Below are 11,210 nucleotides of genomic sequence, written 5' to 3'. Positions count from 1 at the left end.
CTTAATAAGACATATCATATTTAACCGTTAACTTAATCGACGAACTTATGGTTTTTTTAATTTCATTTCTCTTCGTAGATTATTAGGAATAATCCTAATACAGCGCACAAAAGTGCAAAAAGTCTGAATCTGGACTTCATTTGAAGGTAAATGCTAACCCAATGAATCATAAGGATGCGGTAAAAAATAAGCGCTGATAAAGTTAAAAACGCCGCACATAAACCTTGCTATTGCGCGCACGCTCGAAAACCTGATTTTTAATTGTAATTTTTCGTAATAGCGCGGTGAAATCTTGAAAGGAGTGGCTTATAGTTAGAGTTATCAGGAACACAGCACGTTGCGGCTAAGTATGTTGTATCCATCCCGACAATGATGTTCGGTGAGTAAGAAATCACTCAGAAGGGGATGCGCTATGGACGAGTACTCGCCAAAAAGGCATGATATCGCGCAGTTGAAATTTCTCTGCGAATCCTTGTACCATGACTGCCTTGCCAATCTTGATGAAAGTAACCACGGCTGGGTGAATGATCCAACGTCTGCCATCAATTTACAGCTAAATGAGTTGATAGAGCATATAGCGACCTTCGCACTTAATTATAAAATTAAGTACAATGAAGATAATAAACTGATTGAGCAAATTGACGAATACCTGGATGACACCTTTATGTTGTTCAGCAGCTACGGCATTAACGCACAGGATTTGCAAAAATGGCGTAAATCGGGAAACCGCTTATTCCGCTGTTTCGTCAACGTGAGCAGAGCTAACCCTGTTAGCCTATCCTGTTAAAATTATTACAATGACTAAGGTGAATTTATGTCTGATAAACCATTAACCAAAATCGATTATTTGCTGCGTTTGCGACGTTGTCAGTCAATAGACACGCTCGAACGTGTTATTGAAAAAAATAAATACGAGCTTCCTGATAATGAACTGGCTGTATTTTATTCAGCGGCTGACCACCGTCTTGCAGAACTCACCATGAATAAGCTGTATGACAAAATTCCTTCTTCTGTATGGAAGTTTGTCCGTTAATCACGAATGTTGACCATTGAGACTGAACACCACTTCCTAAGCTGAATTCACCTTTCGCGTTGCGAACCCTGTGAGCCAGACAGGTCCCCTTAACCAATGTACTCATTCACAACAATGTTGTGACTGTAATCACACCCCACTTTCGGGAACGTTCCCTTTCCGGTTTATGACCATTACCTTATAGGTGATCAATTTTCCAGTGAGGCTCCCATGAGTGAAGAAAAGCAAAAGATGATTGCAGGCGAACACTACCGTCCGGGTGACGATACATTACGGGCCGACCGCTTGCGTGCCCGCCTACTGGTTCATCGATACAACCACACGTCGCCAGACGACAAACCTGAACGCCAGTCCATCCTTGCTGAATTGCTGGGGCAAAGCGAAGGGGCCTATATTGAGCCAAGTTTCCGCTGTGATTACGGCTACAATATCTACCTCGGCGCGGCGTTTTACGCTAATTTTGATTGCGTGATGCTCGACGTCTGCCCAATCCATATTGGTGATAACTGTATGCTCGCGCCGGGCGTTCATATCTATACGGCAACACATCCGCTGGATGCCAGCGAACGCAACAGCGGTGTTGAATACGGTAAGCCTGTGACAATCGGTAATAACGTCTGGATCGGCGGGCGTGCGGTCATTAACCCAGGCGTGACTATTGGTGATAATGTTGTGGTGGCGTCCGGGGCCGTTGTCACGAAAGATGTCCCCGCCAATGCGGTAGTCGGCGGTAATCCCGCCAAAATCATCAAAATGCTGTAAGCGTATGCCGGGTAACTGTTATGATCTTTCAGCGCATAACTGTTACTTTTTTCACCCCATCCGCTCCACTAAACTAGGCAGATCCCCTGTATTTTCAAAATTCATGAAGGCAAAAAATGACAGAGATACAGCGCCTGCTCACCGCTACCATCGACGATCTGAATATTCGCGAAAAACGTGATAATCGCCCGCGCTTTAGCATTAGCTTTATTCGTAAACACCCAGGTCTGTTTGTTGCGATGTACGCCGCCTGGCTTGCCACGCTGATTGTGATGCTGCGTTCCGAAACCCTGGTGGATTCCGTCTGGCTTCTGGTTGTGTTGTTTGTGGTGTTTAACGCGTTCTTCTTCTTCGACGTTAATCCTCGTTATCGTTACGAAGATATCGACGTTCTCGATTTTCGCGTCTGCTATAACGGCGAATGGTACAACACCCGCTTTGTGCCCTCTGAGCTCATCGACAGCATTCTCCACTCACCCGACGTAAACGCCGGGGAAAAAGAGAAACTGCAAAAAATGATCTCCACCAAAGGTGAGCTTTCGTTCTACGATGTCTTTACGCTATCCCGCCCTGTTGCAGCGTAATGAGGTTTTGTAAACGCCGGATACCAGATGTGAACTGAGAAGCGGAAGTATTGCCGTACCCTAATACCAGGCCGGTTTGCCCCTGATGAGTATCAAGGTAGTATCCGCTCAATGCAGCAGGTGCCAGCTGAAAAGCTCTTGCCTGCTGCACAATGGCTTTATCATCAATCCCGTCAATGGCCACCGTCAGATGCATTCCGCCCTCACCGGCCAGAACGCGGTGTTCAACATGAAGCTCCGTGCTTAGCACCTCACGTAACTGTCTGTATCGCTTGCGATAAAGTCGACGCATTGCCGCAAGGTGCCGCGCATAATGCCCCTCTTCAATAAACAACGCCAGGGTGCGCTGTTCTGCGCGATGCCCGCCACGCAATAATGCGCCGATTGCCGGCTGCGCCGCCTTCGCCAGCGCAGGTGGTAACACCATAAAACCAATTCGAAGCGAGGGAAAAAGCGTTTTGCTGAAGGTTCCCAGATAGACCACCGGCGCGTGCTTTATCATTCCTGACATAGCCGGAACCGGTTCACCGCTGTAGCGAAATTCGCTGTCATAGTCATCTTCCACAATCCACGCTTTTTGCGCCTGAGCCAGCTCCAGCAGCGCCAGACGTCGACGGGCGCTGAGCACACTACCATAAGGAAACTGGTGTGAGGGTGAGGTAAAAATGAGTGAAGGTGCGTCTGACTGCTGCTGCTCCCAGCACATACCTTCATCATCAACGGGCATCCCGACCACCGTGAGCCCCGTTTTGGCGAACGCACTTTTCGCCCCTGCATAACCGGGATCTTCAATCCAGGCGATATCCCCGGGTTCGCTCAGAAGCAACGTACAAAGATTTACGCCTTCGAGCGCGCCTTCGGTTATAACAATCTGGCTGGCATCACAGGTGATCCCGCGCGATAACGCAAGGTGCCGGGCAATAGCCTCTCGCAAAGACAACTCCCCTTCCGGGGCGCCATAGCCCAACAGGGCACTGCCCTCTTCCCGCAATACCCTGTCGTATAAACGCCGCCATAACGGCAGTGGAAAATAGTTAATCGCGGGAGTGCCCGGGGTAAAGGCCGGAACCGGCGTTCCCCGTGGCGTAGGCGCAGGCAGTAATGCAACGCGTTTTGCGAGCGTGACAGCAGGCTCAGGTGATGGATGGGCAATATTACGCTTTGCAAGCTGTGCAACCCGCGTACCCTGCCGGTTTCGCCGCAAATAGCCTTCAAGCGTGAGCTGCTCCAGTGCGGCATTCACCGTGTTGCGCGAAAGGCCGAGCTGCCGCGCAATAACACGAGAGCCTGGCAATCGCGATTCCGCCTGCAGCCGTCCGTGCAAAATAGCCTCCCGCAAAGCAAGATAGAGAGCACGTTGCAGCGTTTCTGCCCCACGCTTTTTCAGCGTATCCAGAATCAGGGTATAGAATTCATCGCCGGGTATATTCATCTTTCCTCCGTGGTACCAACAAAACATATCCTGGTGGTTCTTTTTAAGGAACCAGTTATTCCCTAACCTGAATGTCTTTACACCGCCACGGAAATTAACATGAATACATTCAATCAGTTTGGGCAACCCATCGGGGAAGAACTTGTCGACTGGCAGCCACGTCAGCATCCGGCCAGGGTGGAACTTAATGGCCGTTACTGCCGCCTTGAGCCGCTGCGTGTGGAGCACGCCTCGGCGCTGTTTGCTGCCTATCAGCAGGCTGAAGATACCCGTAGCTGGACCTGGTTATTACGTGAACCCGATGCAACAGTTGCTGAGTATTCTCAGTGGATTGCCAGCGTATGTGTGTTATCTGACCCTATTCATTTCGCCGTTATCGACAATCAAACGCAGTCGCCGGTGGGCTCTCTGGCCCTGATGCGTATTGATCCTAAGAATGGTGTTGTGGAAGTCGGGCATGTACATTTTTCACCGCTTATGAGCCGCACGCCGTTGTCCACAGAAGCGCAATACCTGCTGATGCGTTACGTGTTTGACGGGCTGGGATACCGCCGTTACGAGTGGAAATGCAATAGCCTGAACGAACCTTCACGTCGTGCCGCGCTGCGTCTGGGATTCCAGTATGAAGGTCGTTTTCGTCAGGCGCTGGTGGTGAAAGGCCATAACCGTGATACCGACTGGTTTTCCATCATTGATAAAGAGTGGCAGGCCCTGGACTGCGCCTTTCAGAACTGGCTTGCCACCGACAATTTTACGGCCGATGGCAAGCAGATAAGATCCCTGGAAAGTTGGCGCGAAACACGTTTTTAACGCTTTTTCTTACGTCCCTGAACCGCTTTAAACCGCGGGTTGGACTTACAAATGACGTACAGGCGCCCTTTGCGTTTGACTATCTGACAATCGGGATGGCGCTGTTTTGCACTGCGTAGTGAGTTAAGTACCTGCATGATTAGCCTCGTTTAGCGCTAAGAAAGCCACCAAAGCGCTGGCGGAAACGTGCCGCACTGCCTTCGGTTGAGAATGACTTCTGCTTACCGGTGTAATACGGATGCGATTTTGACGATACCTCGATGGTGATATACGGGAATGTTTCACCATCGAGTTCGATTTCGCGGTCAGTTTTGATAGTCGAACCGACTTTAAAATATTCATTGGCACTGGTGTCGTGGAAAACGACAGTGCGATAGGCTGGGTGGATATCTGGTTTCATCGTAGACTCTTTATGTTTTGTTATAACATAACAAAATACTATCCGAGTCATGCTGCAAAAACAACCCCGCGCAATGCTTCATCCTGGCAATGTTTTTTTCTGATTCACCTTCATTGGACTGAAATCCCATCCCATCACGTGCTATAACTATATCATTTCACGATAAAATATTATCCTCTGGCGAGTAGGCTCTGTGTCCCGGAAGCGGGCATCTGAGAAAGGAAACAGCAGCATGAGAACCCGAGATTTGGTCAGCCTGGTGACCGGTATTCTGATCTTTTCCGTGCTCGTTCCCATTTGTCTCAGCGTCTGGCTGGCCCACCGCCAGGCGGAACATGAATTTATCAACGCGCTGGACAGCTATTCATCACGCGTGCTGGTCCGCACGGAAAGGGTTGTTCAGCAAGCCAAGGATGCGCTTAAGCAGTTAGAGAATTTCGAAGGTGTTCCCTGTAGTCCGCTGCAAATGCGCGAAATGCGTCGGGTAGCGTTTTCTGCACGTTACATCCAGGAAGTGATGTATCTCGATAACCTGAAACCACTATGCTCTTCCCTTGAGCAAGCCAGTTACGCTTCTTCGTTACCGCCGCCGATGCGAATCACTGCTGATGGCTATAACGCATGGTTGACCCGGCAAAACGATCTTGGAATTAATCGCTACATGGCCGCGTTGGGACACGGGCATTACCTGGTTATGGTCGATCCCGCCTCGCTGGTCGATGTTATTCCATTTGGCGCACTCCCTGTTGATGCCGCACTCATAGGCCATGCCAGAAACAGTGTTTTCGCCAGCAGCAGCACGCTTGATCCCCATGTCCATGAACTCCTGGAAAACAGAGGCGTGACGCATTTGCAGTACAAAGGCGCGATGTATGTCGCGAAGCCAGTCCCCGATCTGGGCTTTACCATTGTCGCCTGGGCCACGCTAAAACCACTCGATGAAAGCTGGCGTCAGCAGCTTCTGTTCTGGCTTCCTTTTGGCATTCTGGTGAGCCTTATCGCAGCGCTTTTTGTGCTGCGTATTTTGCGCCGGATCCAGTCGCCGAGAAATCGCCTGCTTGATGCCATTAACAGCCGTGAGTTTGTCGTTCACTATCAGCCGATAATCGCATTAGGCAGTGGAAAACTGGTTGGCGCCGAGGCGCTGACTCGCTGGCCACAGCCGGACGGAACCCACCTTTCACCCGATATTTTTGTACCGCTGGCCGAACAAACCGGGCTTATTTCGCAATTAACCCAGCTGGTTTTCGAGAAAGTTTTCGAGGATATGGGAAGCTGGTTACAGCAGCATCCCGATCTGCATATCTCAGTAAACCTTGCCCCCGCCGATTTAACATCCGGTAAACTGCCGCCACTGTTAAGCCGGCTGCTAAACCACTGGCAGGTTCACCCGCAACAAATTGCTCTTGAAGTGACCGAGCGCGGCTTTGCCGATCCGAAAATCAGCGCGCCGGCCATTGCGGCATTCCGTCGCGCCGGGCACGCGATCTACATTGACGATTTTGGGACCGGCTATTCCAGCCTCAGCTATCTTCAGGATCTGGATGTCGATACGCTCAAAATTGATAAATCCTTCGTCGATGCGCTGGAATACAAAAACGTGACGCCGCACATCATTGAAATGGCGAAATCTCTTGATCTGGCGATGGTGGCGGAAGGTATTGAAACGCAGGGGCAGCTCACGTGGCTGCACAGCCACGGCGTTCAGTTCGGGCAGGGGTGGTTTTACAGTAAGGCGCTACCGAAACTGGAATTTATACTCTGGGCTGAAAACAACCTCACAAAATCGTGAGGAACACGCACTATTTGAGATAGGATTTCATCACCTGCAAAACTACGCCAAGATCGGCCTCGCGCTGATTTTCTTCGGGCTCTTTCACCACATGATCGGTTAAGTGCCCTTCGATCACCTGCATCATCATGCCGTTCACCGCACCGCGGATCGCCGCCAGTTGCTGAAGCACCTCAGCACACTCATGATCGCTGTTGAGCATTTTTTCCAGCGCGGTACTTTGCCCCTGAATTTTCTTCAGGCGGGTCAATAACATCTTCTTATGGCGAACCGTATGTGACATCTCACTCTCCCTCATTTTTTGCCACTGAAGCATAACATGCTCTACTCCCCCTGAGTATTTTTCTACTGGGGGGTAGTATTACCCTACTGGGGGGGAGTAGTATCAGCACACGTTTTCTTCCCCGGTATTCTTAATGAACGATTTCACTTCACTCCTGCAACAAGGCAACGCGTGGCTTTTTGTGCCGAGCGCAATTTTGCTGGGTGCGCTGCATGGCCTGGAACCAGGGCACTCAAAAACGATGATGGCCGCGTTTATTGTGGCGATCCGCGGTACGCTAAAACAGGCGATCCTGCTGGGACTGGCGGCAACGTTTTCCCATACAGCGGTAGTCTGGATCATTGCGATGGCAGGCTTATGGTTTGGCCGAGGCTGGGATGCAAATACCTCTGAACCCTGGTTCCAGCTGATTTCAGGCGTGATGATTATTCTGATCGCGTTATGGATGGCATGGCGAACCTGGAAAGAGAGCCAGCCACACGATCACCACCACGAACATCATCATCACGATCACCACCATGACCATGACCATGACCATGACCACCATCATGATCACCACGATCATACACATCAACTGGTTGATGAGGAGTGGCAAGACGCCCACCAGCGCGCCCATGCCCAGGACATCAACCGCCGTTTTAAGGGGCAGACTGTCACGACAGGGCAAATCGCCATGTTCGGGTTGACTGGCGGACTCATCCCCTGCCCGGCCTCCATTACGGTGCTGCTGATCTGCCTGCAACTGAAGCATTTTGCGCTGGGCGCCACGCTAGTGTTTAGTTTCAGTATAGGTCTGGCGTTAACGCTGGTTGCCTCAGGTGCAATTGCCGCCCTGAGCCTTAAACATGCCACCAAACGCTGGCCGGGATTCAGTGAATTTTCACGCAAAGCGCCGTGGATCTCAGCGGCACTGATAACAGTGGTGGGAATGTATATGGGCATCCACGGGTTAACCGGGATCCTCGCCTGAGCCAGGCGGCCACAAACCGTGGCCGCATCTTTTGTGTTACTGGGTCTTTTGCTGCCAGCTAAAGGAGTAGCGCAGCTGGCGGTTTTGCAGGATAAATTCTGGTGACACGCTCGGACTCCACGAATCATCACCCCCCACGCCCATGTGGAAGGCATCCAGATTTAACCAGCAGCCCGGCTCTTCCCTCAACAGATGCTGATGTGTGGTATCACGCAGCTGGCGCTGGCTGTACCGGCTCAGGGAGAAGTGGAAATCTCCGGTGAACTGATGAGCGCCAAATTCAAGCGCGCGGGTATCGCAACGCAGGCCATTCTCCGTCGGGAAAATGTAAGGAGTTTGCAGGGCATCAAGCGGTAATTCCCAGCGCCCCTGTTGCGCCGCCAGTTTTCGGTCCGGGTAGTTTTCGTGCGGCCCAAGCCCCTGCCAGCTAACGATTTCTGGCGTTTGGGCAAGCTGACAATCCAGCCCGATACGCGCAGGCTCAGGAATATCTGATGCAACCTGCACCAGCACATCACCGTGCAATACCCCGTTGCTATCAACCCGCCAGGTTTTCCGGCTGAGGAACAGCGTTTTCCCCTGGTGTTCCCAGGCATGAAGGGTGCTGACAACAACATCGCCGCTATGCTGTTCACCGTCACACTGCAATAACCGGGCAGACAAATCATACATGCCCGCCGCTTTCCAGCGTTCGACCCAGGCATTAGGATCAATGCGGGTTGCCTCACTCACGCCAATATCATTATCCAGCGGCGCGCGGGTAAAGTTATCCTTTAGCGGGGAGAGCAGGGTTTCAACCCCTTCATTCCACCACTGCGTCAGATCCCCTGAAACACGGTCAAAGTGCCAGCGCTGCTGCTGATGGGTAATGTCCAGCACCGTCTCTTTCACCGTTAATAACGGCGTCACACCCGGCTGCGGGGCTGGTGCCACATACAATGGTGCGGGAAGTGGCCACTGCTCCCAGGCGCAGCGATGATGTGCCGATGACCACGGCGTGCTTTGGGTTTGATACACCTCTACATTTAACCAGACATCGCCCGGCGCAGCCTGTAGCGCTGGTAGGGCGAACTCTACGCGCTGTGTCTCCTGCGGAGCCATGTTCAGGGTGATGTCGCCCGATCCCAGTACATTTTCACCCCGGGTAATCGTCCATTTCAGCTGTTCGTTATCAGTGGTGCGGAACAGGTAGTCACTTTTAATCTCAATCACCAGTGGCGAGGTACTGACCAGGCTAAAGGTGAAGAATTGCTGCGCGCGCTGGGCTTCATACAGTGCAGGGTGTGGCGTGCGGTCAGGGAACACCAGTCCGTTCAGGCAAAACTGTCGGTCATTCGGTTTATCACCAAAATCACCGCCATACGCCCAGAACGTATTGCCGTTTTCGTCTTTCTTCGTCAGCGCCTGGTCAACCCAGTCCCAGACGAACCCGCCCTGCAAACGCGGATGGCTGCGAAACGCCTGCCAGTATTTTGCAAAGCCACCGAAACTGTTGCCCATCGCATGAGCGTATTCACACAAGATCAGCGGACGCGTTTCATCCGGCATCCCGATCCATTTCTTGATTGACCATTTTGGTACGGCCGGGAACGGCTGATCCTGATCAACACGCGCATACATCGGGCACACAATGTCGGTTGCGGCGGTATTTGCACCACCGCCTTCGTATTGCACCGGACGAGTCGGGTCGGTGGTTTTCAGCCAGCGGTAGAGCGCATCATGGTTAGCACCGTGGCCAGATTCATTCCCGAGTGACCAGATAATAATTGACGGATGATTACGGTCGCGCAGCACCATACGGGTTACACGTTCGCTCATGGCTGGCAACCAGCGCGGATCGTCAGCCAGACGACTCATCGGCACCATGCCGTGCGTTTCAATGTTGGCTTCATCTACCACGTACAGGCCGTAGCGATCGCAAAGCGTGTACCACAGCGGATGGTTGGGATAATGCGAACAGCGCACCGCGTTAAAGTTGTGCTGCTTCAGCAACTCGATGTCGCGGCGCATGGTGACTTCATCCATCACCTGCCCGTTTTCAGGGTGATGTTCATGGCGGTTAGCGCCGCGGATCAGTAGCGGTTTGCCATTGAGTTTAAGCAGGCCGTTGCGTATCTCTACACGACGGAAGCCCACGTCACAGGCCTCGCACTCGATGACCCGCCCCTGCGCATCCCTCAGTGAAATCGTCAGGCGATACAGCGCCGGAATTTCGGCGCTCCATAATTCAGGTGCCACAACAGGCATAGATACCGTTAAGCGCTCGGCCCAGTTGCCGCGCTCATCCACAATCTCAGAGCCAGGACGCTGGGTTGCCCTGGCGCACGGCTCACCGTTTCGCCACAGGGTAAGCGCCACATCACACTCAGCGTATTGGCTCCCCGCCAATGCAACGTCCACTCTGAGCAGCGCCCGGTCTAATTCGGTATTTAATTCGGTGACAACGTGGTAATCCGCAATCTGCGTTTCCGGTTTATGCAGCAACGACACATCGCGGAAGATGCCGCTCATCCGCCACATATCCTGATCTTCAAGATAGCTCCCGTCGCACCAGCGCAGCACCATTACTGCCACGCGGTTCAGACCCGGGCGAAGCACTGCCGAGAGATCAAATTCTGCGGGCAGACGGCTGTCCTGCGAATAGCCAATCCAGTGGCCGTTACACCACAGATGAAAAGCCGAATTCACCCCATCAAAAATAATGCGGGTTTGCCCACTCAGCAGCCATGCATCATCCACCTCAAATGTGAGCGAGTAACAACCGGTCGGGTTTTCTTGCGGAACAAAGGGCGGGTTAACGGCAAAAGGATAAGTAACATTGGTATAGATGGGAGTATCGAAACCCCGCATCTGCCAGTTTGACGGCACAGGCATCGGAACTGAGCCGTCACAGTCTTCTTCTACCCATCCTTGCGGAACGCGCTCTGGAAAGGCATAAAAATTGAAGCGCCACTCCCCGTTAAGAGAACGCTTATTAAGGGGTTGCCAGTCATCTCTGGCGTGTTGTTCATCACGCCAGCTGTGAAACGGCGCATGGGCCGCCAGCCGGTTCCACTGTGTAACACCAGGATTTTCCCAGTCCCGACGAGCCAGAAGTGCGCTGAGTGTCAGCGGCGATGTATTTGACATATTACCCTCAATGCG

At 52.2% G+C, this 11,210-nt stretch carries 12 protein-coding genes; 7 read left to right on the top strand and 5 right to left on the bottom strand.

The window, feature by feature from the left end:
• Positions 1-412: 412 nt before the first annotated feature.
• The 4 genes from tomB to HV107_RS15650 all read left to right on the top strand — a co-directional run bounded on the left by tomB (position 413) and on the right by HV107_RS15650 (position 2,379).
• Positions 413-787 carry an Hha toxicity modulator TomB gene (gene tomB / locus HV107_RS15665; protein WP_008499288.1) on the top strand — a complete coding sequence of 125 codons (375 nt, stop codon included), beginning with the start codon at positions 413-415 and terminating at the stop codon, positions 785-787.
• A 27-nt stretch (positions 788-814) separates the two neighbouring features.
• Positions 815-1,033, top strand: a complete 219-nt coding sequence (locus tag HV107_RS15660) for an HHA domain-containing protein (protein WP_182059860.1) — start codon at positions 815-817, stop codon at positions 1,031-1,033.
• A gap of 210 nt (positions 1,034-1,243) precedes the next feature.
• Entirely contained in the window at positions 1,244-1,795 is a 552-nt protein-coding gene (gene maa, locus HV107_RS15655) for a maltose O-acetyltransferase (protein WP_182059859.1), read from the top strand.
• A gap of 116 nt (positions 1,796-1,911) precedes the next feature.
• Positions 1,912-2,379 carry a YlaC family protein gene (locus tag HV107_RS15650; protein ID WP_182059858.1) on the top strand — a complete coding sequence of 156 codons (468 nt, stop codon included), beginning with the start codon at positions 1,912-1,914 and terminating at the stop codon, positions 2,377-2,379.
• On the opposite strand, the gene HV107_RS15645 is transcribed toward HV107_RS15650, so the two are convergent.
• Entirely contained in the window at positions 2,351-3,811 is a 1,461-nt protein-coding gene (locus HV107_RS15645) for a PLP-dependent aminotransferase family protein (protein ID WP_182059857.1), read from the bottom strand. The genes HV107_RS15650 and HV107_RS15645 overlap by 29 nt on opposite strands.
• Before the next feature lie 99 nt (positions 3,812-3,910).
• On the opposite strand from HV107_RS15645, the gene HV107_RS15640 reads away from it, so the two are divergent.
• Positions 3,911-4,621: a GNAT family N-acetyltransferase gene (locus HV107_RS15640; RefSeq protein ID WP_182059856.1), complete on the top strand. Its 711-nt coding sequence runs from the start codon at positions 3,911-3,913 to the stop codon at positions 4,619-4,621.
• Here HV107_RS15640 and ykgO read toward each other — a convergent pair.
• Entirely contained in the window at positions 4,618-4,758 is a 141-nt protein-coding gene (gene ykgO, locus HV107_RS15635; protein WP_006818844.1) for a type B 50S ribosomal protein L36, read from the bottom strand. The genes HV107_RS15640 and ykgO overlap by 4 nt on opposite strands.
• Positions 4,759-4,760: 2 nt before the next feature.
• Positions 4,761-5,021 carry a type B 50S ribosomal protein L31 gene (locus tag HV107_RS15630; RefSeq protein ID WP_182059855.1) on the bottom strand — a complete coding sequence of 87 codons (261 nt, stop codon included), beginning with the start codon at positions 5,019-5,021 and terminating at the stop codon, positions 4,761-4,763.
• 232 nt (positions 5,022-5,253) lie between these two features.
• Between HV107_RS15630 and HV107_RS15625 the strand changes: the two genes are divergently transcribed.
• Positions 5,254-6,813, top strand: coding sequence for an EAL domain-containing protein (locus HV107_RS15625; protein WP_182059854.1), 1,560 nt, complete (start codon positions 5,254-5,256; stop codon positions 6,811-6,813).
• A 10-nt stretch (positions 6,814-6,823) separates the two neighbouring features.
• Here HV107_RS15625 and HV107_RS15620 read toward each other — a convergent pair whose 3' ends face one another.
• Positions 6,824-7,096, bottom strand: a complete 273-nt coding sequence (locus HV107_RS15620; protein WP_182059853.1) for a metal/formaldehyde-sensitive transcriptional repressor — start codon at positions 7,094-7,096, stop codon at positions 6,824-6,826.
• 133 nt (positions 7,097-7,229) lie between these two features.
• On the opposite strand from HV107_RS15620, the gene HV107_RS15615 reads away from it, so the two are divergent.
• Complete coding sequence (locus HV107_RS15615; RefSeq protein WP_182059852.1) at positions 7,230-8,066, top strand: nickel/cobalt efflux protein RcnA; 837 nt, start codon at positions 7,230-7,232, stop codon at positions 8,064-8,066.
• 36 nt (positions 8,067-8,102) lie between these two features.
• Here HV107_RS15615 and HV107_RS15610 read toward each other — a convergent pair whose 3' ends face one another.
• A complete protein-coding gene (locus HV107_RS15610) occupies positions 8,103-11,195 on the bottom strand; it encodes a beta-galactosidase (protein ID WP_182059851.1) in 3,093 nt (1,030 codons plus the stop codon).
• Between the last annotated feature and the right edge of the window lie 15 nt (positions 11,196-11,210).

The sequence above is a fragment of the Enterobacter sp. RHBSTW-00175 genome (assembly GCF_013927005.1).
Lineage (GTDB): Bacteria > Pseudomonadota > Gammaproteobacteria > Enterobacterales > Enterobacteriaceae > Enterobacter.
The sequence above is the reverse complement of the archived record's forward strand: the minus strand, read 5'-3'. Positions and strand labels throughout refer to the sequence as shown.

What these genes read in the sequence shown, in the direction of transcription:
- tomB (WP_008499288.1), top strand. Translation starts at nt 413, where the DNA reads ATGGACGAGTACTCGCCAAAAAGGCATGATATCGCGCAGTTGAAATTT.
- HV107_RS15660 (WP_182059860.1), top strand. Translation starts at nt 815, where the DNA reads ATGTCTGATAAACCATTAACCAAAATCGATTATTTGCTGCGTTTGCGA.
- maa (WP_182059859.1), top strand. Translation starts at nt 1,244, where the DNA reads ATGAGTGAAGAAAAGCAAAAGATGATTGCAGGCGAACACTACCGTCCG.
- HV107_RS15650 (WP_182059858.1), top strand. Translation starts at nt 1,912, where the DNA reads ATGACAGAGATACAGCGCCTGCTCACCGCTACCATCGACGATCTGAAT.
- HV107_RS15645 (WP_182059857.1), bottom strand. Translation starts at nt 3,811, where the DNA reads ATGAATATACCCGGCGATGAATTCTATACCCTGATTCTGGATACGCTG.
- HV107_RS15640 (WP_182059856.1), top strand. Translation starts at nt 3,911, where the DNA reads ATGAATACATTCAATCAGTTTGGGCAACCCATCGGGGAAGAACTTGTC.
- ykgO (WP_006818844.1), bottom strand. Translation starts at nt 4,758, where the DNA reads ATGCAGGTACTTAACTCACTACGCAGTGCAAAACAGCGCCATCCCGAT.
- HV107_RS15630 (WP_182059855.1), bottom strand. Translation starts at nt 5,021, where the DNA reads ATGAAACCAGATATCCACCCAGCCTATCGCACTGTCGTTTTCCACGAC.
- HV107_RS15625 (WP_182059854.1), top strand. Translation starts at nt 5,254, where the DNA reads ATGAGAACCCGAGATTTGGTCAGCCTGGTGACCGGTATTCTGATCTTT.
- HV107_RS15620 (WP_182059853.1), bottom strand. Translation starts at nt 7,096, where the DNA reads ATGTCACATACGGTTCGCCATAAGAAGATGTTATTGACCCGCCTGAAG.
- HV107_RS15615 (WP_182059852.1), top strand. Translation starts at nt 7,230, where the DNA reads ATGAACGATTTCACTTCACTCCTGCAACAAGGCAACGCGTGGCTTTTT.
- HV107_RS15610 (WP_182059851.1), bottom strand. Translation starts at nt 11,195, where the DNA reads ATGTCAAATACATCGCCGCTGACACTCAGCGCACTTCTGGCTCGTCGG.